The sequence below is a fragment of the Curtobacterium sp. MCSS17_016 genome, from assembly GCF_003234255.2.
Taxonomy (GTDB): Bacteria; Actinomycetota; Actinomycetes; order Actinomycetales; family Microbacteriaceae; genus Curtobacterium; species Curtobacterium flaccumfaciens.
Genome location: NZ_CP126254.1, coordinates 3,800,916 through 3,823,576 on the forward strand (window position 1 = coordinate 3,800,916; position 22,661 = coordinate 3,823,576).

22 protein-coding genes are annotated in these 22,661 nt (G+C 67.7%); 5 read left to right on the forward strand and 17 right to left on the reverse strand.

Features of this window, described 5'->3' with window-relative positions; all coding sequences use genetic code 11:
- Positions 1-616: 616 nt before the first annotated feature.
- From DEJ19_RS18000 to DEJ19_RS18035, 8 genes are all read right to left on the reverse strand, one after another.
- Entirely contained in the window at positions 617-1,549 is a 933-nt protein-coding gene (locus DEJ19_RS18000; RefSeq protein WP_111099681.1) for a CPBP family intramembrane glutamic endopeptidase, read from the reverse strand.
- A 218-nt stretch (positions 1,550-1,767) separates the two neighbouring features.
- Entirely contained in the window at positions 1,768-2,265 is a 498-nt protein-coding gene (locus tag DEJ19_RS18005; protein ID WP_146250608.1) for a hypothetical protein, read from the reverse strand.
- A gap of 523 nt (positions 2,266-2,788) precedes the next feature.
- Complete coding sequence (gene dnaB / locus DEJ19_RS18010; RefSeq protein WP_031260130.1) at positions 2,789-4,153, reverse strand: replicative DNA helicase; 1,365 nt, start codon at positions 4,151-4,153, stop codon at positions 2,789-2,791.
- Positions 4,154-4,722: 569 nt separating this feature from the next.
- Positions 4,723-5,175, reverse strand: coding sequence for a 50S ribosomal protein L9 (gene rplI, locus DEJ19_RS18015; RefSeq protein WP_027466901.1), 453 nt, complete (start codon positions 5,173-5,175; stop codon positions 4,723-4,725).
- 14 nt (positions 5,176-5,189) lie between these two features.
- Positions 5,190-5,447, reverse strand: a complete 258-nt coding sequence (gene rpsR, locus DEJ19_RS18020; RefSeq protein WP_017887834.1) for a 30S ribosomal protein S18 — start codon at positions 5,445-5,447, stop codon at positions 5,190-5,192.
- Between the two features lie 100 nt (positions 5,448-5,547).
- On the reverse strand, positions 5,548-6,117 hold the full coding sequence (locus DEJ19_RS18025) for a single-stranded DNA-binding protein (RefSeq protein ID WP_027466902.1): 570 nt from the start codon (positions 6,115-6,117) through the stop codon (positions 5,548-5,550).
- A gap of 3 nt (positions 6,118-6,120) precedes the next feature.
- Complete coding sequence (gene rpsF, locus DEJ19_RS18030) at positions 6,121-6,504, reverse strand: 30S ribosomal protein S6 (RefSeq protein ID WP_027466903.1); 384 nt, start codon at positions 6,502-6,504, stop codon at positions 6,121-6,123.
- Positions 6,505-6,715: 211 nt separating this feature from the next.
- The gene (locus DEJ19_RS18035; RefSeq protein ID WP_111094187.1) at positions 6,716-8,155 is read right to left on the reverse strand and encodes a CCA tRNA nucleotidyltransferase; all 1,440 of its coding nucleotides are present in this window, start codon (positions 8,153-8,155) and stop codon (positions 6,716-6,718) included.
- Positions 8,156-8,282: 127 nt separating this feature from the next.
- Here DEJ19_RS18035 and DEJ19_RS18040 point away from each other — a divergent pair, with 127 nt between their 5' ends.
- The 5 genes from DEJ19_RS18040 to DEJ19_RS18060 all read left to right on the forward strand — a co-directional run bounded on the left by DEJ19_RS18040 (position 8,283) and on the right by DEJ19_RS18060 (position 16,397).
- A complete protein-coding gene (locus DEJ19_RS18040; RefSeq protein WP_220035288.1) occupies positions 8,283-12,434 on the forward strand; it encodes a DUF6049 family protein in 4,152 nt (1,383 codons plus the stop codon).
- 94 nt (positions 12,435-12,528) lie between these two features.
- Positions 12,529-13,527: a thioredoxin-disulfide reductase gene (gene trxB / locus DEJ19_RS18045; RefSeq protein WP_110863691.1), complete on the forward strand. Its 999-nt coding sequence runs from the start codon at positions 12,529-12,531 to the stop codon at positions 13,525-13,527.
- A 66-nt stretch (positions 13,528-13,593) separates the two neighbouring features.
- The gene (gene trxA, locus DEJ19_RS18050; RefSeq protein ID WP_017887828.1) at positions 13,594-13,920 is read left to right on the forward strand and encodes a thioredoxin; all 327 of its coding nucleotides are present in this window, start codon (positions 13,594-13,596) and stop codon (positions 13,918-13,920) included.
- Between the two features lie 150 nt (positions 13,921-14,070).
- Complete coding sequence (locus DEJ19_RS18055) at positions 14,071-15,375, forward strand: aminotransferase-like domain-containing protein (protein ID WP_071404124.1); 1,305 nt, start codon at positions 14,071-14,073, stop codon at positions 15,373-15,375.
- Positions 15,376-15,434: 59 nt separating this feature from the next.
- The gene (locus tag DEJ19_RS18060; RefSeq protein ID WP_111045703.1) at positions 15,435-16,397 is read left to right on the forward strand and encodes a D-alanine--D-alanine ligase family protein; all 963 of its coding nucleotides are present in this window, start codon (positions 15,435-15,437) and stop codon (positions 16,395-16,397) included.
- Between the two features lie 92 nt (positions 16,398-16,489).
- Here the strand turns inward: DEJ19_RS18060 and DEJ19_RS18065 are convergent, their stop codons facing one another.
- The 9 genes from DEJ19_RS18065 to rpmH all read right to left on the reverse strand — a co-directional run bounded on the left by DEJ19_RS18065 (position 16,490) and on the right by rpmH (position 22,147).
- The gene (locus tag DEJ19_RS18065; protein ID WP_220035287.1) at positions 16,490-16,822 is read right to left on the reverse strand and encodes an RES family NAD+ phosphorylase; all 333 of its coding nucleotides are present in this window, start codon (positions 16,820-16,822) and stop codon (positions 16,490-16,492) included.
- Between the two features lie 335 nt (positions 16,823-17,157).
- On the reverse strand, positions 17,158-18,126 hold the full coding sequence (locus tag DEJ19_RS18070; RefSeq protein ID WP_111232552.1) for a ParB/RepB/Spo0J family partition protein: 969 nt from the start codon (positions 18,124-18,126) through the stop codon (positions 17,158-17,160).
- Positions 18,126-19,019: a ParA family protein gene (locus DEJ19_RS18075; protein ID WP_269149421.1), complete on the reverse strand. Its 894-nt coding sequence runs from the start codon at positions 19,017-19,019 to the stop codon at positions 18,126-18,128. Before DEJ19_RS18075 ends, DEJ19_RS18070 begins: the two co-directional genes overlap by 1 nt.
- An 81-nt stretch (positions 19,020-19,100) precedes the next feature.
- Entirely contained in the window at positions 19,101-19,760 is a 660-nt protein-coding gene (gene rsmG, locus DEJ19_RS18080) for a 16S rRNA (guanine(527)-N(7))-methyltransferase RsmG (protein ID WP_111232551.1), read from the reverse strand.
- Positions 19,757-20,257: a Jag family protein gene (locus tag DEJ19_RS18085; RefSeq protein ID WP_111232550.1), complete on the reverse strand. Its 501-nt coding sequence runs from the start codon at positions 20,255-20,257 to the stop codon at positions 19,757-19,759. Before DEJ19_RS18085 ends, rsmG begins: the two co-directional genes overlap by 4 nt.
- Positions 20,258-21,226, reverse strand: a complete 969-nt coding sequence (gene yidC / locus DEJ19_RS18090; protein ID WP_111094121.1) for a membrane protein insertase YidC — start codon at positions 21,224-21,226, stop codon at positions 20,258-20,260.
- An 8-nt stretch (positions 21,227-21,234) separates the two neighbouring features.
- Complete coding sequence (gene yidD / locus DEJ19_RS18095; RefSeq protein WP_017887819.1) at positions 21,235-21,615, reverse strand: membrane protein insertion efficiency factor YidD; 381 nt, start codon at positions 21,613-21,615, stop codon at positions 21,235-21,237.
- Positions 21,612-21,962, reverse strand: a complete 351-nt coding sequence (gene rnpA, locus DEJ19_RS18100; RefSeq protein ID WP_110863685.1) for a ribonuclease P protein component — start codon at positions 21,960-21,962, stop codon at positions 21,612-21,614. Before rnpA ends, yidD begins: the two co-directional genes overlap by 4 nt.
- A gap of 47 nt (positions 21,963-22,009) precedes the next feature.
- Positions 22,010-22,147, reverse strand: coding sequence for a 50S ribosomal protein L34 (gene rpmH / locus DEJ19_RS18105; protein WP_022889115.1), 138 nt, complete (start codon positions 22,145-22,147; stop codon positions 22,010-22,012).
- Positions 22,148-22,661: the final 514 nt, after the last annotated feature.

The window sequence follows — 22,661 nt, forward strand, 5'->3', positions numbered from 1 at the left end:
GAACCGGCCGCTCGCCCACCCGCGCCGCTCGCGTCGCTTCTGAAGCGAGGGACGCCCATTCCGCCTCGTGCACCGCAGACACCTCGAAGCTCTGTGGGCCGATCCTCATCACTCGCACCGACTCATCCTCCTCGTATCCCGCATTGTCCCGCTGAACGATCGGCTGATGAGACTCCGCGCGGTGGGTTGCTGTGCTCAGGATCAGACGTGGGGCGAGGTGGTCGCGCCACTCCGGGGGGCACGTCCTGGTAGCGTCCGCAGGCTTGCCGAGGACGTCATCGACCAGGGTGTTGACCTCGCCAACACGGCCTCATCGGCAGCGTCTTGCATCCCATTTCCCGCCCCGCGCAGCGGCGCCGTGCCTGCGGCCGTTCTTCGGCCCTTTGTTGAGCCGGGAGCTTGCTGTCTATACCCAGCTACGCAGGCCCGGTCGAGGGTTGTACCGCTCAACGGCCGTCAGCGGGCATACGCCGATCCCATTCGTCCGCGCGGCTGCGATCACTCACGATTGCCCCCATTCTGACGTCGACACAGATGTTGCAACGGTTCACAATGTGCGCGGGCGTCACCGCGGTCCCATCACGCGGCGGAGTGCTGTCGGGCCGCACGCCGGACGCTAGGCGGCGGTCGGTGTGCCGTGCGTCGAGCGTTCGTTCTCGATGCCGGTGCCCGCGTGACGGCGAGGACCCTCGTGTGCGTCCGCGCGTCCCTCTGCGTCACCGCGGGTGGAGATGAACGCGACGAGTGCGAACGCGAGGTATCCGAACGTTCCGATCGTCGCGATCAGAAGCGGCAGGTTCGAGGTCCCCGCGACCGAGTTATCGATTCCCCCGCTTGCGAGGATCGTCGTCGGGTCGGTGAACGCGTGCAGCAGGATTGGCCAGATGATGTGGCCAGTGACACGCAGGGTGATGTACATGCAGACTCCGAACGGGATCGCGTACAGCACCTCGATCACGACGGAACCTACAGCCTGACCTCCCAGCGCGTTGGCGGAGTGCAGGAGGCCGAAGATGATCGACGACAGCGCCATCACCGCCCATTCTTTGTACCCGTGCCGTCGCAGGAGCACGACCACGAATCCGCGGCAGAGGACCTCCTCAGCGAAGCCGATGAAGAGGCCTGTGAAGAGGATGGTAAAGGCCACGCTGGGGGTGTAGCGGGAGTAGTCGGTGCCGATGAGGTGGAACACGATCGGGATGAGGACAAGGATCGGGGCGAGCCACATCCACCAGCGTCCACGGACGGGCTGAGCGCCGAACAGCGGTCGCGGAATCCATCGGAGACTGAGGCCGAACAGGACCAGGACGACGCTGCCGAAGATAAGTGCAGCAGTCAGGCCCAGGAAGACACTCCTCGGATTCGCGAGGGGGTCACTGGGATCGACCGAGTCAGCGAAGAGCGGTGCGAGCACGAAGCTGGAGAAGCCTTCGTACAAGCCGATATATACGATGGCTGCGAGGACGGCTTTCCAGAACCCCCCTCGGTCCCAGAATCCCCGCCAGCCGGCCGTCGGCGGCACTTCGTTCGACAGCTGCTGCTTGTTCATGACTGCTTTCCGTTCCCTACGCGGATGGTGCAGATGGGCAGGCTTGCGTCGAACTAGTGCTGCGCGGTCGACCCATGAAGAGCACGCAGCGGTTGCGAGCGGGGCCTGAGCGGGAGTGCCTGATCGCATTCCCCCGAGAACTTCCTGTACTGATCGAAAGGTACAGCGAACGCGGCTCGTTGCCTAGTGCTCGACGAGCAAAACTCTTGCCCGTGCGCTCAGGCCTGTGGCGGCCGACCTTGATCGATCGTGCCGAGGAGGCCCCTGAGCCCGAGACTGCCGATGGTCTTCGATTCGAACTCGAGTGTCACACCGGTGGCGTTGTCGGTGAGTTCGATGACCGACACGGTGCCGCGGTGGTGCCTGCGCACGGTGAGCTGAGACCGATCGATGTGCGCAACGGGATGAAGGTCCTTCCATCCCCCAAGAAGCGCGGTTGAGCTCCGGCCGAGGACGTAGAGCCGGGTCGCCGAGAGCGCGAGCACGATGGACGGGTAGCTGCCGCGCCGAGCGCTGTTTGCTCGCTGGGCGAGGAGTCCACCGGTCACACCCCAGGCGGTGGCGTTGGTGGCGGATCCGCCGAGCTCGGACCCTGCCACCGCGCCCAAAACGCTGGCGAACGTCGACCCTCGTGGCATCACGACCGCAACGTCCAAAACCTCATCGTCCGGGATGGCAGCTTGAGCGCCCGCGCGGGCGCTGTCCTCCTGTGACATGTGCTGCTCCGTCTCCTGGTCGATCACCCCGCGCGACAGCCGCGCTGATGGTGAACCGCACGCTATCTGAAGCACTGGTCCAGCAGTTGACTCTTCGTCGTGTTCGCCGGGAAGAGTTCACACGAGGCACCGTTCGAGTTCGTGCCCCGTGTCGTCGAGAACCCGGGGTCCCGCTCCTGCGTCGCCTGTTCGACGCCCCCGTTGGACCCAAACCTACTGAACCATCGAGCGGTTGCGGGCTATCTGACCTGTCTCGATAGCCGGTCCTCCAGTCGGCTGACGAGTACCGCAGACGACGCCGACTCCTACCGCCCTGCGTCGAGGCCAACGCTGTCTCACATGGGTGGTCCGCGAACTTTCGCAAATCACCTCCGCCTTACGGACGCCTCGGGACGAACGAAGGCTCAGTCGCCTTGCGGTCGGATCAACCCGTTCGCGCTGCCAAACAACGTGTCCATCTCCGTATTTCAGACACGTTGAGTGGCAGTCGGACAAGTTAGCTGGCGGACGACAGCCCACGCGCCTACTGCGGCATGTCGACGAACCGCGAGAACATCCCGTGGAACGCCACAGTGATGGTGTCCGTCGGTCCGTTACGGTGCTTCGCCACGATCAGGTCCGCCTCACCCTGACGCGGGTTGTCCTTCTCGTACGCCGACTCGCGGTGCAGCAGGATGACCATGTCGGCGTCCTGCTCGATGGAGCCGGACTCACGAAGGTCGGAGATCGCCGGCTTCTTGTCGGCACGCTGCTCCGGACCACGGTTCAGCTGCGACAGGGCGATGACCGGAACCTGGAGCTCCTTGGCCATCAGCTTCAGGGCACGCGAGAACTCGGAGACCTCTTGCTGGCGGCTCTCGACCTTCTTGCCCGAGGTCATCAGCTGCAGGTAGTCGATGACCACGAGCTTCAGGTTGTGCTGCTGCTTGAGTCGACGGCACTTGGCGCGGATCTCGACGAGCGTCATGTTGGGGGAGTCATCGATGAAGAACGGGGCGTCGTTGATGCGACCGCGGGTCTGCGCGATGGTGGTCCAGTCGCGGGAGTCCACGGTGCCCTTGCGCATGTTCTGCAGCGGCACGCTGGTCTCGGCGGAGAGCAGACGCATGGCGATCTCGGCGCGACCCATCTCGAGCGAGAAGAAGGCGGCGGTCTGGTCGTGCTTGATCGCGGCGGCGCGGCACAGGTCGAGCGCCAGCGTCGACTTACCGAGGGCCGGTCGGGCAGCGACGATGATGAGCTGTCCGGGGTGGAAGCCGTTCGTCAGGCCGTCGAGCTGCGCGAACCCGGTCGGCACGCCGGTCATCTGGCCGTCGCGGCCCTTGGCGGCCTCGATCTCGTCGAGCGCGGCCGAGATGGCGTCGGTCAGCGGGACGTAGTCCTCGGTCTGCACACCACCGGCGACGTTGTAGACCTCGGCCTGCGCGCTGTTGACGAGGTCGGTGACCTCACCCTCCGACGCGTAACCCATCTGCACGATGCGGGTGCCGGCGTCGACCAAGCGACGGAGCACGGCCTTCTCGGCGACGATGCCGGCGTAGTAGCCGGCGTTCGCGGCGGTCGGAACCATGCTCGTGACGCTGTGCAGGTACTCGGCGCCGCCGGCGCGGGACAGCAGCCCGGTCTTGGTCAGCTCGTCGGTGACGGCGATGACGTCGGTGGGCTCACCGTGCGAGTAGAGCGACAGGATCGCGTCGAAGATGACCTCGTGCTTGGGGACGTAGAAGTCCACGCCACGGGCGGTCTCGATGACGTCGGCGACGGCGTCCTTCGACAGGAGCATGCCACCGATGGTCGACTGCTCCGCGAGCATGTCGTGCGGCGGGGTGCGTTCCATGCCGCGCTCCGCGTAGTCCTGCGGTGCGGGCTCAAGATGTGCGATCGACACACGCTCTCCTCTGTTGACGACACGGACCTGAACCGGCGGGACAGCACCCACCGGCCGGAACCCGCACCCCTGTTTCTACCCCCGGCAACCGACATCCCCGAGTCGCTGGGCCAACGTACGGCCCCAGAGTTATCCCCAACAAACGGCCCTGTGGATAACTCTGTGGAGAGCCTGCGGAACACGCCGGAGCGCTGTGTGGAGAACTGTGGACTGGCCTGTGGAAAAGGACCCGTACGAACACACTTTCGACCATTTGACCTGGGGTTTTCTGTTGCACACGGTGTGTGGAAAAGTGGGGTTCAAGTACCCCTTGAAGGTTCCGATTTGACACGTCTCCACTGTGTAAAACGACTTGACAAGCACCCCTCCTGTGGGGAGAGTTCTCGGCCCGTTCCCAGCAAGCGTGACCACGTCTGAACCGTAACCAGCCAGCCCGAGTCGAGCCGCGCCTCCAGGCCCGTGACCATGTCGGCGACAGTCGTGGGACAAGCCGCGCGACCGCCCCCGGAACGCAACGACGGGCGGGCCTCCCGGAGGAGACCCGCCCGTCGTGGAGCGGAACGTCAGTGCTACTTGGCAGCGACGACCTTGAGCGAGATCACGGCAGTGATGTCCTCGCGCAGGCGCACGGTGGCCTCGTGGTCACCGACGGTCTTGATGGTCGCGGGGACCTCGACCTTGCGCTTGTCGAGCGAGCCGACGCCCTGCGCCTGGACGGCGTCAGCGACGTCGCCCGGACGGACGGAGCCGAACAGACGACCGTCCTTGCCGGCCTTGACCGACAGGGTGATGGTCGCGTTCTCGAGCTTCATCTTGAGGTCCTGTGCCTCTTCGATGGTGGCGAGCTCGCGCGCGGTACGCGCGGCACGGATCGACTCGACCTGCTTCTCGCCGCCCTTGGACCACGCGACAGCGAAGCCCTGGGGGATGAGGTAGTTGCGGGCGTAGCCGTTCTTGACGTCGACGACGTCACCAGCGGAACCGAGGCCGGAGACCTCGTGGGTGAGGATGAGCTTCGACATGTGTCGACCTCCGATCAGCGGCCGGAGCCGGCGTAGGGGAGGAGCGCCATCTCACGGGCGTTCTTCACGGCACGGGCGATGAGGCGCTGCTCCTGGACGGAGACGCCGGTGATGCGACGGGCGCGGATCTTTCCACGCTCCGAGATGAACTTGCGAAGGGTCGCAACGTCCTTGTAGTCGATGACGCCGACCTTGATCGACTTCGCGGGAGCAGCGTTCTTGCCGCCCTTGCCGCGAGGCTTCCGGCGGTCGCCGGTGCTCTTTCCAGCCATAGTGATTTGTCCTTAGAAGAAAAGTTGTGTGTCCGTCGGAACCGGGAGGGTCAGTCCGGAACTCGCAGTTGCCGCTGTCAGGCGGCGCTGCGTGCTCCGATCAGAACGGGGTCTCGTCGTCGAAGTTGCCGCCGGGGGTGCTCCACACGTCGTTCGACTGTGCGTTGCCGCCACCCTGCTGGCCGCCCTGGGGAGACCAGGGCGCGTCCGACTGACCGCCACCGTTGTTGTTCCAGTTGCCGCCGCCGTTGCCTGCGGGGGCGCTGGCGCCGCCGCCGACCTGGCCACGACCGCCGCCACTGCCACCCGCTGCGCGGGTGATCTGTGCGGTCGCGTAGCGGAGCGACGGGCCGATCTCGTCGACCTCGAGCTCGATGCTCGTGCGCTGCTGGCCCTCACGGTCCTGGTAGGAACGCTGACGCAGACGACCCTGCGCGATGACGCGCGAGCCCTTCGTCAGCGACCCCGCCACGTGCTCGGCGAACTCGCGCCACACACTCGCACGGAGGAACAGCGCGTCGCCGTCCTTCCACTCGTTCGCCTGACGGTCGAACGTGCGAGGGGTCGACGCGATGGTGAAGTTCGCCACGGCGAGCCCGTTCTGCGTGTAGCGCAGCTCGGGGTCCGCGGTGAGGTTGCCCACCACCGTGATGACGGTTTCGCCGGCCACGGGTTACTCGGCGCTCGCGGTCGCGGTTGCGGAGGCGTTGGCGGCCTTGCGGGCCGCGCGAGCCTCGTCACGCTGCTTCTGGGCGGCGACCTGCGCGATGCCCTCTTCAGCGCGGAGGACCTTCGTGCGGAGCACGGCCTCGGAGAGACCGAGCTGACGGTCGAGCTCCTTGGCGGCCTCGGGCGACGACGTGAAGTCGACGACGGCGTAGATGCCCTCGGACTTCTTCGCGATCTCGTAAGCGAGCCGGCGACGGCCCCAGACGTCCACGTTGTCGACGGTGCCACCCGCGTTGCGGATCACGGCCAGGAACTTGTCCAGGCTGGGAGCGACGGTGCGCTCATCGATCTCGGGGTCGAGGATCGCCATCAGTTCGTACTGGTGCATGCGGAACCCACCTCCTCTGGTCTCAGCGGCCCCGGGCGGTTCCCGGGGCAGGAGGGTTGATGCATGTGCCCCAGACCACGCAGGTGCGCGAGGGGCAACCTGGGTAGCCTACCGGACTGCCTGGAGGCGCGCCACCGGCCTGTGGAGAGCGGTCCCGCCCGTCAGGCGGTCGCGTCTCAGGCGCCGCGTCGCCTCAGGTGCTGGTGTCGCCTCAGGCGCCGGTGTCGCCTCGGGTGCTCCACCACTCGCGCAGGCGCTCCTCGGCCGTCTCCGGCCCGAGGGGCCCTTCGTCCATCCGGGCCTCGAGCAGGAACCGGTAGGCCTCGCCCACGGCACGCCCCGGCGGGATGTCGAGGATCCGCATGATGTCGTCGCCGGTCAGGTCCGGACGGATCGACTCGAGCTCCTCCTGCTTGGACAGCACCTTGATGCGGTCCTCGAGGTCGTCGTAGGCGAACGCCAGCCGGTCGGCCTTGCGGCGGTTGCGGGTGGTGACGTCCGATCGAGTGAGCTCGTGCAGCCGTTCGAGCTGGGGTCCGGCGTCGCGGACGTAGCGACGGACGGCGGAGTCGGTCCAGGCGCCCTCGGTGTACCCGAAGAAGCGCAGGTGCAGCTCGATCAGGCGGGACACCGCGGCGATGGTGTCGTTGTCGAAGCGGAGCGCGCGGAGTCGCTTCTTCGCCATCTTCGAACCGACCAGGTCGTGGTGGTGGAAGCTCACGGCGCCGCCGGGCTCGAGCTTGCGCGTCGCGGGCTTGCCGATGTCGTGCAGCAGCGCCGCGAGCCGGAGCACGGTGTCCGGGGGATCGCCGGCGTGCCGCTCGGCCTCGTACCCGATGGCCTGCTCGAGCACGGTGAGCGAGTGCTCGTAGACGTCCTTGTGGTGGTGGTGCTCGTCGACCTCGAGCCGCATCTCGGGCAGCTCGGGCAGGAACCGCTCGGCGAGGCCGGTCTCGACGAGCAGCCGGAGGCCGGGGACCGGGTCGTCCGTGTTGAGCAGCTTGACGAGCTCGTCGCGGACCCGCTCGGCGGACACGATGTCGATCGATGCGACGAGTTCCTGCATCGCGGCCCGCACGTCGTCGTCGACGGTGAAGCCCAGTTGGGACGTGAACCGTGCGGCGCGCATCATCCGCAGGGGGTCGTCGCGGAACGAGACGACCGCGGTCTGGGGCGTCCGGAGCCGTGCGGCGAGCAGGTCCTCGACGCCGCCGTGCACGTCGACGAGCTCGCGGTCCGGCAGCCGCAGGGCCATCGCGTTGACGGTGAAGTCGCGACGGAGCAGGTCGTCCTCGATGGTGTCGCCGAACGCGACCTCGGGCTTGCGGGTCTCGCCGTCGTAGACGTCGCTGCGGTACGTGGTGATCTCGACCTGCTCGCCGGCGACCCGTGCGGCGATGGTGCCGAACTGGCGACCGACGTCCCAGGTGGCACTCGCGATGGGTTCGACGATCCGCAGGATCTCGTCAGGCCGGGCGTCGGTGGTGAAGTCCAGATCGGTCACCGGACGGCCGAGGAACGCGTCACGGACGGGGCCGCCGACGAGGGCGAGTTCGTGCCCGGCGTCGGCGAAGGCCCGAGCGAGGAGGTCGACGGGCTCGGTGGTGGCGAGTGCGTCGAGTCGTTCGACGGCCTGGGCAACGGACTGCATGACGGTGCTCATCCTCCCAGATCGAGGCCCCGAGTTCTCCACAAGCCGCGCGCGCACGGGACCTGTTCATGGTCACGCCTCATACACTCGTGCTCGGCCCGAACCGACCCCGTGGCCCGCTCCCCGTATGCAGATGCTCCGCACCACGCTCGCCGCAGCCGCGTCGACCCTCGTCGCGCTCGGCCTGGTCGTCGCGCCCGTCGCCACCGATCACGCCTCGGCCGCCACGGTGTCCGCAGCCAAGAGCCACGTCGCCGATCCGGCCGCCGCAGACGCGGGCAAGGCGACCATCTCGATCGCCCCCGCGAACCGTGGCGTCGTCCAGCGCGACCAGGACCTCACCCTGTCGGTCACCGTCACGAACGACACCGACGCAGCGCTGCCGGCCGGCACCGCGGAGTTCGACATCTTCCGCTCGGTGAGCACGCGCGACGTCCTGGCGAACTGGCTCAGCGACACCACCACGACCGGTTACCTCGGCGCCCCGATGGACTCCGTGGACATCCCGGCGATCCCGGCGCACCGTTCGATCACCATCGACTCGGTCGAGATCGTCTCCGGCAACGTGGCGCTCGGCGGGTACTCCTCGTTCGGCGCGCGACGCATCGCGGCCGAGTACACGGCGGGCGACGCCTTCGCCGTCGACCGCTCCGCGATCACCTGGTACCCGGACTTCGAACAGGCCCCGGTCAGCGTCTCCGTCGCGATGCCGATCACCGTGCCGAAGTCGACCGACGGCATCCTCACCGCCCCCGTGCTGGCCGCAGCGACCTCGGTCGACGGCACGCTCACGCAGCAGCTCGACGCCGCCGAGGACCACAACGTCGCCGTGGCGGTGGACCCGCGGATCATCGCCTCGATCCGGATCCTCGGCGACAACGCCCCGTCGAGTGCGATCACCTGGCTGCAGCGTCTCGAAGCACTGCGCAACGAGACCTTCGCGCTGCCCTACGCCGACGCCGACGTCACCGGCCTGCGCCAGGCCGGGTCCGACGGCATCCTGTCGCCGATCTCCCTCGACCAGTCCGTCAAGTCCGAGAACTTCCCCGGCGCCGAGACCCCGGCACCGACTCCGACGGCCACACCGGGGCAGACCTCGTCGCCGGCCCCCACCGAGGCCTCGAGCGACGGCACCACGACCGACGACGGTGCCGACCAGGCGCAGGAGACGCTGCCGACCACGGAGTCCCTGCTCGACTTCCCGTACTCCATGGACTCGATCGCCTGGCCGACCGAGGGGACGGTGTCCTCCTCCGACCTGCCCGCCCTCGAGCGTGCCGGCACGAAGACCACCATCGTCTCGAGCGGCAACACCTCGGCCGGCGCGGACACCACCATCACCGCGTCCGAGAAGATCGGCGACGACCACGTGCTCGTCTCCGACCAGTCGATGTCGTCGATGCTCCGCCGAGCCGCCGCCGCCACCGACCGGCAGACCTGGTCGTCGACGATGTCCGAGCTCACCGCGACGCTGGCGACCTCGGCTCGTGCCGCCACTGCCACGGGGCCGATCCTGCTGACCCTCGGGCGTGAGTGGCCGTCCGACTCCACCCGGCTCAGCCAGGCGTTGGACGCCCTCGAGAGCACCGCCTGGGTCGCCCCGGCCGACCTCTCCACCGCCTCGAAGGCCGTCGCCGGGTCGCTCACGCTCGCCAGCGCGTCCACCGGCGAGGCCCGCATCGACCAGCTGCAGCGACTCGTGCGGGGGGAACAGGGGCTCTCCGCGTTCGCGACGATCCTCGGCGACCCGAACCAGCTCACCGCGCCCGCCCGGCTCCGTCTGCTCGCGCTTGCCTCGAACGCGTGGCGCGACGACGACCAGGGGCTCGCCGCCGCGGTGGAGGCCCGCACGGCCGCCTGGGCGAAGAGCACCACCGAGGTCGGGATCGTCGACTCGAGCAGCCTCACCCTGCTCGGCGACCGGTCCTCCCTGCCGGTGTCCATCCGCAACAGCTCCGCCTACCCGGTCACGGTGCACCTGTCCGTGCAGCCGTCCAACTCGGCGCTGCGGGTGGTCCGCAACGACATCGTCGTCGAGATCCAGCCCGACTCCTCCACCCGCGCGACCGTCCCCGTGCAGTCGGTCGCGAACGGCAAGGTCGAGTTGACGATGTCGCTCTCGAGCCCGACCGGCGTCGCCGTGGCCCAGCCCGCGACCGTCGAGCTGAACGTGCAGGCGCAGTGGGAGACCGTCATCACCGCGGCCGCCGCGATCGCCCTGATCGGCATCTTCGGCTTCGGCATCTTCCGCAGCATCCGCAAGCGCATCCGCCGCCGCAACGGCGAACTCGACGACGAGGACGACGACGACCCGAACCGCCCCCTGGCGGTCCAGCCGACGGTCGGGGGCGCGCAGGCCTCCACCACCCGGTCTGGAGGCACGGATCACCGCTCCGGAGCGGCCCCCGCACCCAGCGTGGCCGCGTCCACGGCCGGCACGGCCACCGGAGCGGTGGCCGCAGCCCCAGCTGCAGCGGCGACCACGGCGGTGGACCAGGGCCCCCTGCAGGACGCCATCGCGCGCGCCGGAGCCGAGCCGGGCCTCCCGTCCGACGCCGTACGCAACACCGTCGCGGACGACCGCGACCCCGAGGAGCCGACCATCAGCACCAGCCAGCCCCAGCCCGACGTCGACGCCGAGCCGGTCGCCGAGCGCAGCCTCGGCCGGGCGAGCGCGATGCTGGCCGCCGGCACGATGCTGTCGCGCATCCTCGGCTTCGCGAAGACCTTCGTGCTGGCGTACGCGATCGGGCAGACGCAGTCACCGGCGGCGGACGCGTTCGCGGTGTCCAACCAGCTCCCGAACAACATCTACGCGCTGATCGCGGGTGGCCTGTTGTCCGCCGTGCTCATCCCGCAGATCGTGCGTGCGATGAAGCAGCACACCGACGGTGGCACGGCCTACGTCAACAAGATCGTGACGCTCGGCGGATCCCTGTTCATCGTCATCGCCGTCGTCGCGACACTCATCGCCCCACTGCTCGTGCAGGTGTACGCGCAGACGGCGTCAGGCGAGGGCAAGGGGTTCACGCCCGGTCAGATCGACCTCGCAGTGGCGTTCGCGTTCTGGTGCCTGCCGCAGATCCTCTTCTACGCGATGTACTCCCTGCTCGGCGAGGTCCTCAACGCGAAGCAGGTGTTCGGCCCGTTCACGTGGGCGCCGCTCATCAACAACGTCATCTCGATCGCCGGGCTCGTCGTCTTCATCGCCATGTTCGGTGGCAGGGCCGCGAACTCCGGCGTCGACGACTGGACTCCGCTCAAGATCGCCGTCCTCGCCGGCAGTGCGACCCTGGGCGTGCTCGCTCAGGCCGCCTTCCTGCCGTTCTTCTGGCGCCGGGCGGGCCTGAGCTTCCGACCTGACTTCCGCTGGCGTGGCGTCGGCCTGAAGTCGACGGGCACGGCGGCCGGGTGGCTCTTCGCGATGATCCTCGTCACACAGCTGGCCGGCATCGTGCAGTCGCGCGTCGCATCGCTGGGTTCCGGTGCCGCGGGCAACGCGGTGCTGCAGAACGCCTGGCTGCTCTTCATGCTGCCGCACTCGATCATCACGGTCTCCATCGCGACGGCGTACTTCACACGGATGAGCCACGACGCGGAACGCGGCGACCTCGACGCCGTGCGGAAGAACCTTTCGCTCTCGCTGCGGATCGTCGGACTGTTCACCGTCTTCGCCTCGATCGCGCTGATGGTCGTCGCCGTGCCGTTCGGACGCATGTTCTCCAACACCTTCGACGGGGCGCTGTCGATCGGCGCGGTCCTGCTGGCCTACATGCCGGGGCTCGTGCTCTTCAGCATGCTGTTCATCATCCAGCGTGTCTTCTGGGCGATGCACGACCACCGGACGCCGTTCCTCATGCAGTGCGTCCAGTCGGTGCTGTTCGTGATCGGTGCTCTCGCGGTCAGCACGCTCCCGAACGAGACGATCGGCGTCGCGATCGCAGCGTGCACCACCCTCGCGGGCACCGCGCAGACGATCGTCGCCCTGGTGCTCGTCCGCAAGCGGCTCGGTGGCATCGAAGGACCCGTGGTCACCCGTTCGCACGTGCAGTTCGTCATCGCCGCGCTCATCGCGGGCGTCGTGGGACTCCTCGTCGTGAACTTCTTCGGGTCGTTCTCGGCGAGCGGCTTCGCGATGGCCGACTTCACCGGAGCGGCCATCACCCTCGTCCTCGCCGGCGCGGTGATGGCGGCCGTGTACTTCGGAGCCCTCGTCGTCGCGAAGAACGGCGAGATCGGCAACGCCGTCCGGATGCTCCGCAGCAAGCTCGGCCGCTGATCCCTGCCGGGCACCGCACGCTCACGGGGCGTGTGGAATGCCTCGCCGGTACGATGGGTTGACCCGGTCAGACGCAACGGAAGGGCAATCAGGCATGCGCCAGCTCATCATCATCGGTTCCGGCCCGGCCGGGTTCACCGCCGGCATCTACGCAGCGCGCGCAGAGCTCAAGCCGCTCATCGTCGCCTCCAGTGTCGAGACGGGCGGTGAACTCACCAAGACGACCGAGGTCGAGAACTTCCCGGGCTTCCCCGAAGGGATCCAGGGCCCCGACCTCATGATCAAGATGCAGGAACAGGCCGAGAAGTTCGGTGCCGAGGTCCTGTACGACGACGCCGTCTCCGTCGACCTCACCGGCAAGGTCAAGAAGGTCACCGTCGGCTCCGGCGAGACGTACGAGGCCCTCGCGGTCATCTACGCCACCGGCTCGGCCTACCGTCACCTCGGGCTCCCCGACGAAGAGCGCCTGTCCGGCCACGGTGTCTCGTGGTGCGCGACCTGCGACGGCTTCTTCTTCCGACAGAAGAACATCGCCGTCGTCGGTGGTGGCGACTCCGCGATGGAAGAGGCGACGTTCCTCACCCGCTTCGCCGACAAGGTGACGGTCATCCACCGCAAGGACTCCCTGCGTGCGTCGAAGATCATGCAGGACCGTGCGATGAACGACCCGAAGATCGAGTTCGCCTGGAACAAGGAGGTCACCGGCATCACGGGTGACACCGCGGTCGAGGGCGTCACGCTCAAGGACACCGTGACGGGCGAGGAGTCCGAGCTCGCGCTGGACGGCCTGTTCATCGCGATCGGCAACGACCCGCGCACGCACCTGATCCACGGCCAGATCGACATCGCGCCCGAGGGCACGATCGCCGTCCAGGGCCGTTCGTCGAAGACCAACCTGCCGGGTGTCTTCGCCGCCGGTGACGTCATCGACCCGTCCTACCGTCAGGCCATCACGGCTGCCGGTTCGGGCACGGTCGCCGCGCTCGACGCCGAGAAGTACCTCGCCGAGCTCGACGACGCACTGACGGACGAGGCCGAGGGCGTCGCCCCGACCGAGCCCGCCATGGTCGACGTCATCGCCGCGCGGGCCTGACCCGCCTCGGAATACCACGACGGCATCGCCGTTGTACCCCCTGAACGACTTCTCGAAGGAGCACACATGTCCAACGCCAAGGCTGTCACCGACGCCACCTTCTCGGACGAGGTCCTCAAGTCCGACAAGACGATCCTCGTCGACTTCTGGGCCGAGTGGTGTGGCCCGTGTCGCGCGGTCTCGCCGATCCTCGACCAGATCGCCGAAGAGCACGCCGGCAAGATCGAGATCGTGAAGCTCAACGTGGACGACAACCCCCAGTCGGCCATGAACTACCAGATCACGTCGATCCCGGCGATGAAGGTCTTCAAGGGCGGCGAGGTCGTCAAGACCGTCATCGGCGCCAAGCCGAAGCCCGCGCTCGAGGCCGACCTCGCCGAGTTCCTCGCGTAGGTCGCCCCACCCGAACGGCCCCGCTCTCCCCGGAGAGCGGGGCCGTTCTCGTCCGGAGCCACCGGATGACGATCGGCCCCGTCGTGGAACCCTGGTTCCCCGGGCCGATGTCGTAGTGTGGCGGGAATGTCCCACTGAACGGAGCACTCGATGACGAACGGCAACAGCCTCGACCCCTGGTACGACTCCTACGCCCAGCGCACCGCCGGGCTGAGCGCCTCCGAGGTCCGAGCCCTGTTCGCCGTCGCCTCGCGCCCCGAAGTGGTCTCGTTGGCCGGCGGCATGCCGTTCGTCTCCGCGCTGCCCAGAGAGCTCGTCACGGGCTCCCTGGACCGTGTCATGAACGAGCACTCCGCCATGGCGCTCCAGTACGGCGGCGGACAGGGGCTGCGGTCCCTCCGCGAGCACATCGTGGACGTCATGAGCCTCGAGGGCATCCGTGCCAGCGCCGAGGACGTCGTGGTCACCACGGGCTCGCAGCACGCCCTCGACCTCGTCACACGACTGTTCATCGACCCGGGTGACGTCGTGCTCGCCGAGTCACCGTCGTACGTCGGCGCGATCGGGGTCTTCCGGTCGTACCAGGCCGAGACGGTGCACGTCACGACGGACGAACTCGGTCTCGTCCCCGAGGCGCTGCGCGAGGCGATCGCGAACCTCCGCACCCAGGGCAAGCGGATCAAGTTCCTCTACACGATACCGAACTTCCACAACCCCGCCGGCGTCACCATGAGCCGCGAGCGCCGCATCGAGGTGCTCGACATCTGCCGGTCGAACAACATCCTCGTGCTCGAGGACAACCCGTACGGCCTCCTGTGGTTCGACGAGCCGGCGCCGCAGGCGATCCGATCGATCGACGAAGAGGGCGTGGTGTACCTCGGCTCCTTCTCGAAGACCCTCGCACCGGGCTTCCGCGTCGGCTGGGCACTCGCGCCGCACGCCATCCGCGAGAAGCTCGTGCTCGCCAACGAATCAGCTGTCCTCGCGCCGAACTCCTTCGGCCAGTACGTCGTGAACGCGTACCTCGACGCCGCGGACTGGAAGGGTCAGGTCGACACCTTCCGGGGCATCTACGCCGAGCGTCGTGACGCCATGCTGTCCGCACTGGGGGAGTTCCTGCCCGACCTGTCCTGGACGAAGCCGAACGGCGGCTTCTTCGTGTGGCTGACCCTGCCCGAGTCACTCGACTCCAAGGGCATGTTGCCGCGCGCGGTCAAGGAGCTCGTGGCCTACACGCCCGGCACGGCCTTCTACGCCGACGGACGCGGAGGCGGACACATCCGTCTGTCGTTCTGCTACCCGACCCCGGAGCAGATCCGGGTGGGCGTCAAGCGTCTGGCCAACGTCGTCAACGACGAGCTCGAACTGATCGAGACGTTCGGCCCGACGACCCGCCCGAACACCGTGGTCCGCGAGACGTCGTCCGTCAGTGCACCGCCCCCGAACATCTCCTGATCAGCGCTTTCCTCGGTACTGATCGCACAGCACCGCAGTTCCACACCGGAGGACCCCGCATGGCCGAGCTCACCCGTCGTCACGTCGTCGTCGTCGCCGGAGGCATCTCGCACGAACGAGATGTCTCCCTCCGCTCCGGTCGTCGGGTCGCCGACTCACTGACCGGCTACGGCTGGCAGGTGGACTTGCGCGACGCCGACGCGATGCTCCTGCCGGCTCTCACCGAATCACGCCCGGACGTCGTGTGGCCGGCGCTGCACGGCGCCTCCGGAGAGGACGGGGCCCTGCGGGGCATCCTGGAGGCTGTGGACATCCCGTTCGTCGGCTCACGTTCGACGTCGGCTCGGTTGGCATGGGACAAGCCCACGGCGTCAGCACTGGTCGCCCGCGCCGGCGTCCGTACCCCTCGTTCGGTGACGCTGTCCCACGACGTCTTCCGTGAGCTCGGTGCCGTCGGTGTCCTCGAGGCCATCGCAACCGAGCACCCGGTGCCGCTCGCGGTGAAGCCGGCGCGCGGCGGGAGTGCGCAGGGCGTGACCCTCGTCGACGACGTCAAGGACCTGCCCCGGGCCATGGTGACGGCGTACACGTACTGCGACGATGTCGTGGTCGAGCAGCTCATCCGGGGGACCGAGGTCGCCGTAGGGATCATCGACACCGGCGACGGCCCCGTGGCGCTCTCCGCCGTGGAGATCGTGCCGCGCAACGGGATCTACGGCTTCGAAGCGCGCTACAACGCGGGGGAGACGACCTTCTACACCCCCGCACGACTGTCCGACGAGTTCGCCGGAGCAGCCTCGGAGGCTGCGGTGGCCGCGCACGTAGCTCTGGGACTCCGGCATCTGTCCCGCGTCGACCTGATCATCGACGGGGCCGGGACGCCCTGGTTCCTCGAGGCGAACGTGCTCCCCGGGCTCACCGAGACGTCACTGCTGCCGCAGGCGCTGTCCGCGTCCGGGTTCGACCTCGGCTGGACCTACGCCGAGCTCGCCGAGCAGGCCATCCGGGACCACCGCGCCTGATCGGTCCCGACCGATGTTCCACGTGGAACACCGGCACATCGTGTCCCGCCTGCTGTGCGGCCGAGCCTCGATGTTCCACGTGGAACGTCGCTTCACTGGCCGAAGCAGGGTGTATCGAGCAGGCGGACACTCGGCGCTTCCGCCATGTTCCACCGGAACAGCACCAGGTGCCAGTGGCCCGGGCTCTTCCGCGACGGGTCGATCAAACCGTTCGCACCGACTTCGATGAGGCGGTCACGCACCATCCAGGACCGCGGCGCCCCCCTGGCATCGGCGTCGGCCTGCCAGGGAGCCAAGCCGTCCTCGAGGTCGATACCGACTGCCTCCAAGGCGCTCGCATCGCGCAGATCGACGATGCCGGACGCCTCGACGTCGATCGCGACGATGTCCAGCGAACCAGGCCGGGCGTCATTGTGGGCGATCATCGCGGCACGCTACCCGTCAACTGAAGAGCTGAGGTACAGCGTTGGCTCGTCCGCTCTGGAGTAGCGGCCGGCGGAACGCGATCCCGCGAGAGCGAACTCCCGAAACCTCGGGTCGACCGCGCGGAGGAATCTCCCTCGAACCGCCGGCATGAAGGGCGAGCCGATAGTGGTCACGTCACCACCATCTCACCTGAGGCCCACCACCCTCACTGCTGGAGCAGCCGCTGGGCACGCTGCGTTGCCACCAGGGCTGCAGAAATGAGTCGTGGGTGCGCCTACCCCGGCCCGGGCGTCCTAGGGCGTCACAGCGCCGCACAGAGCCGCACGAAGCTGGTTCAGCCCTCGAGGTCCTCCACCCCGAGCTCACCGAGGATCCGGTTCAGGTCGTCGCCGTTCGCGAAGTCGATCGTGACGGAACTCTTGCGAGCACCGACTGCGATCTTCACCCGCGTGTTCAGGCGGTCGCCGAGCCGCTCAGCGAGATCGTTGAAGTGCGCCTGACGCTTCGACGGTTCGGTCTTCGGCTTCGCCGTGGGCGACTTCGCGGAGAGTTGCTGCGCGATTGCCTCAGCAGCACGGACGGACAAGTCCTCGTTGACGATCTTCTCGGCGAGGTACTCCATCGCCTCGGCGTCCGGAGCGGCGAGGATGGCACGAGCATGTCCGGCAGAGAGCACGCCTGCGGCCACTCGCCGCTGCACGGGGGAGGGGAGCCGCAGGAGTCGGATCGTGTTCGTGATCTGCGGGCGCGATCGACCGATGCGCTGTCCGAGCTGTTCCTGGGTGATCCCGAAGTCCGCGAGGAGCTGCTGGTACGCCGACGCCTCTTCCAAGGGGTTGAGCTGTGCCCGGTGGAGGTTCTCCAGCAGCGCGTCGCGCAGCATCGCGTCGTCGGGGGTGTCCTTGACGATCGCCGGGATCGTGCTCAGGCCGAGTTCCTTCGTGGCCCGTAGACGGCGCTCACCCATGATGAGCTCGTACTGGGGCTCAGTCCCCGTCGCGCCGGGGACCGGCCGGACGACGATGGGCTGCAGGACACCGATCTCGCGGATCGAGTGCACGAGTTCCTGGAGCTCCTCCTCGCGGAACTCCTTCCGCGGCTGTTGCGCGTTCGGGATCACGTCCAGCGGATTGAGGTTTGCGAGTCGGGCTCCCGGCACGGCCACCAGCTCATCTGCCGTCGGAGCGGATGCCGGCGATCCACCGGTCGGGAAGAACACGTCGACGGGACGGTCGTGCTGATCGGTCGCCGTCGGGATCAGGGCGCCGATGCCTCGGCCGAGTCCGGTTCGCTTCGGTGCCATCAGTGCTTCGCTCCTCGTGCTGCGATCTCGGCGGCCGCTTCCAGGTAGGACAGCGACCCAGTGGAGTTCACGTCATACGCGACGACGCTCTGGCCGTAGCTCGGTGCTTCGCTCACGCGGACGGAGCGGGGGATCATCGCCTTGAGGACCTGGTCACCGAAGTGCTCCCGGACGTCATTCGCCACCTGGTTCGCCAGGTTCGTGCGGCCGTCGTACATGGTCAACAGGATCGTCGAGACTCGGAGGTTCGGGTTGAGGTGTCGCTCGATCAGCTCGATGTTCCGCAGCAGCTGGCTCAGTCCTTCGAGCGCGTAGTACTCGCACTGGATCGGGATCAGTACCTCTTGCGCGGCAACGAAGGCGTTGATCGTCAACAGGCCCAGCGACGGCGGGCAGTCGATGAAGACGTAGTGGTACGGCTCGTCCAGCGACTGCAGGTACATGTCGAGCGCGGTCCGGAGACGCTGCTCACGTGCCACCAGTGACACGAGCTCGATCTCGGCCCCGGCGAGGTGAATGGTGGCCGGCACACACCAGAGGGTGTCCGACTCAGGGGAGGCCTGCACAGTGTCGGCCATCGGTGCCTCATCGACGATCACGTCGTAGATGCTCGCGACCTCCGCCTGGTGATCGACGCCAAGCGCGGTTGACGCGTTGCCCTGCGGATCCAGGTCGATGACCAGGACACGAGCGCCGCCATGGGCGAGGCCCGCTGCCAGGTTGACGGTCGTCGTCGTCTTGCCGACGCCACCCTTCTGGTTCGAGACGGTGATGATCCGTGTCTCAGAAGGGAGCGGGAACTGCTGCGTGGCGATCGCGCGGCGGCGACGGTTCAGGTCGGCGATCTCGCGAGCGAGCGGTGTCGACGCGTCGTAGTCGGTCGATGAACTCAACGAGTGCCTCTTCCCCGGTTCGATGTTTCACGTGGAACGCGGAGCCACTGGCGGCCGGATGTCCCGGCCCGAGCCGCAGCGTCAGTCAACTGTAGCCCGGAAGACGCGGGTGGTCTCGTCGACCACACCTTCTCCGAGCTCGAGCACCTCGACATCAGAGAGGCGCTTCCGAAGGATGACCTTCCGGGCCTTCTCGATCTCTTCGTCGACCCGCGCACCCTTCATCAGGATGAGCTGGCCGCCGGAGCGGACCAGCGGCACCGTGAGGGGGATGAGCTTCGACAGGGCGCTGACGGCGCGTGCGGTGACCTGGTCGACCACGACGTCGTCCGCTACGTCCTCAGCACGGCCGCGGAGCACCGTGACGTTCTGCAAGCCGAGCCGATCAGACTCACTGCGAAGCCAATCCGTCCGGCGCTCCATCGGCTCGATGAGGACGAACTCGACGTCCGGACGTGCGATCGCGAGCACGAGACCCGGCAATCCTGCTCCTGAACCGACGTCGGCAACGCGACCCCGGGCCTCCAGGAGGGGTGCGAGCAACGCGGAATTGAGGATGTGTCGCGTCCAGAGGCGGGGCAATTCGAGCGGGCCGATCAGGCCCAGCTCCTCACCCCGCCGCGCGAGCTCGTTGGTGAACGAGCGCGCAACCTCGATCTGGTCACCGAAGAGTGCTGCAGCCGCCGCGGGCTCAGCCTCGAGCACCGGGGCTGCATCGGTCGGGACGGGTGCGTCCGTCATCGGGTGACGACCGTGTGGCGGTCCCGACCCTCACCCTCGGACTCCGAGTGGAAGCCCTTCTCAGCGACCAGATCGTGCACGAGCTTGCGTTCGTACGACGACATCGGGGGGAGCGCAGCCGACGACGAACCGGCTTCGATGCGCTCGACAGCCGTGTCCACGAGCCGCTGGAGCTCGTCAGCACGGGCGTCCCGCGAGCCACCGACGTCGAGGATGAGCCGGCTGAACTCGCCGGTCTCGGCCTGCACGGCGATCCGGGTGAGCTCCTGCAGCGCCGTCACGGTGTCGGGCTTCGACAGCACGCGGAGTGCCTCGCCGTCATCGGTGACGGACAGGTACACCCGACCGGCGCGTTCCTCGATCTCGATGTCGCCGTCGAGGTCGCAGATGTCGAGGAGTTCCTCGATGTAGTCCGCTGCGATGTCCGCCTCGTCGCGGGCGTCCTCGGTCTCGATCTCCGTCGTCTCGACGGCGCCTGCGGTGTCCTGCTCGGTCACTTACTTCTTCCCGTTCTTCTTCTGGCGCTGCTTGCCGACCGGCTGCTGACGCTGGGTGGTGACGCGCACGGGCTCGATCTCCGTCGCACCGGCGCCGGCACCGGCCTCGGCCAGGACCGGGGTGGCCGTCCCGCGACGCTGTGCCTTCTTGGCCAGGCGGGCTTCACGAGCCAGTGCGGCTTCGGAGCCGGGGGTCGGCATGCTGCGGATGACGAAGTACTGCTGCGCCATCGTCCAGAGGTTCGAGGCCAGCCAGTAGAACATGACGCCGAGGGGGAAGCTCAGACCCGAGATCACGAAGACCAGCGGGAGGATGTACAGCATCATCTTCTGCTGGCGGTACATCGGAGACTCCTTGGTCTCCGGCGACATGTTCTTGGCGACGAGCTGCAGCTGCGTGATGAACTGCGACGCCGTCATCACGACGATCATGAAGCCCGCGATCGCACGGACCTCCCACCCGGAGGCGTTCGTGAACGTCTCGTGCAGGGGAGCACCGAACAGGGCCGCGTTGCCGAACGACGCCGCGAGGTCGTTCGTCAGCAGGCCGATGCCCGTCTTGTTGATCTGGGCCTCGTGCAGCACCGAGTACAGCGAGAAGAAGATCGGCATCTGCAGCAGCAGCGGCAGGCAGGAGCTGAGCGGGTTGGTCCCGGTCTCCTTGTAGAGCGCCATCGTCTCGCGGCTCATGGCCTCACGCGAGAACTGGTCCTTCTTGCCCTTGTACTTGTCCTGGATCTTCTTGAGCTGCGGCGCGACCTCGAGCATGCGGCGCTGCGACTTGATCTGCCGGACGAAGATCGGGATCAACGCTGCGCGGACGACGAACGTCAAGAAGATGATCGAGAGCACCCACGTGATGCCCTCGTTCGGGTCCATGCCGATGTTCTCGAAGATCCAGTGGAAGCCGACGAGGATGGCCGAGACCACCCATTTGAGCGGCCAGAGGACGAATCCGATGATGTCCATGGGGACGGCTACGCCTTTCGAGTGCGCTGGGGGAGCAGGACCGGCCGGGCCGTTCCGACCGCGGGGTGCGGCTGCTGCGGGATCGGCGCGAGGACGAACCCGAACCGGTTGACGACGAACGGGTGACGGCGTTCCTTGACGTCGTCGATGCCACCAGCAGCCCAGGGGTTGCAACGGGCGATGCGCCAGGCGCCCATGGCGGATCCGCGGACGACGCCGTACTGCTGGATCGCGTCGAGGGCGTACCGGGAGCACGACGGGTGGTAGCGGCAGACGTTGCCGTACAGCGGAGAGATCACCGCACGGTAGGCCCGGAGCACGACGACGCACGCGTTGCGTGGGAGCAACGCGATGACCCAGGCAAGCCGGGTCCACAGAGTGCGGTTCATGCTGCCTTCTCCACCCCGCGCGCGAAGGAGCGCGTGACGTCTTCGAGCAGGGTAGGCCATCCGGCCTGCGATGCGGCTGGCAGTACACGGACCACCACGTCGAAGCCCTGTGGGGTCTCGTCGAGCAGGTCGTGCGCGATCGCCTTGAGCCGCCGCCTGATCAGGTTCCGTGTCACGGCGTTCCCCACCGTCTTCGCGACGATGAAGCCGAACCGCGTCGGTCCGTTGCGGTCGACCGGCTGACGGACCACGGACACGACGACGTGCGCCGTGGCGCTCTTGCGACCACGACGCACGACGTTCCGGTAGTCATCCCCGCGCACGATGCGGTTGGCGCTGGCCAACACTGCGACGCCGGGGTCAGACCGAGGACCGGATCAGGCGATGAGCCTGATCAGGCCGAGAGCTCGGTACGGCCCTTGGCGCGGCGCGCCGACAGGATGGCGCGGCCGGCACGCGTCCGCATGCGGAGGCGGAAGCCGTGCTTCTTGGCGCGGCGGCGGTTGTTCGGCTGGAAGGTGCGCTTGCTCATGATGTTCTCCACACGGCTGCTCGCGGCGAGCCGTCACGTATGTGTAGCCGTCCGGGTGTCGAACGACGCAGATGGGCGCGACCAAAGGGCCGCAGTCAACTGGTTAACGGTACGTGACAGCGGCGAGCAGGTCAAACCCCGCCCGGACCGGTTGCGTCGGCGCCGTCGGGTCTGCCGCTGCTCGAGCCCATTCTCCACATTGGGGACAACTTCCGTTCGGTGGGACTCGGTCCGGTCCTTTACAGTGGTGTGATCGATCGCCCCGATGGCCGGTACGACAGGGAAGTACTCCTGTCGGACGGCTCGAGGTGGTCGTGGACAACACTGTGGACAACCCTGTGGGAACCTCCGCGGCAACGAGGCGTCGACGAAGCCCCCGGAGCCACCGACGATCCGCCGGCGACGACCTGGTCCCGAGTGCGGTCGCCGAGGACGCCACGGCATGTCCGACCCCGCAGGACGCACCCTCGTCCGGCAGCGAACGCACGACACGACCCCTGGAGACGAGCGCGAC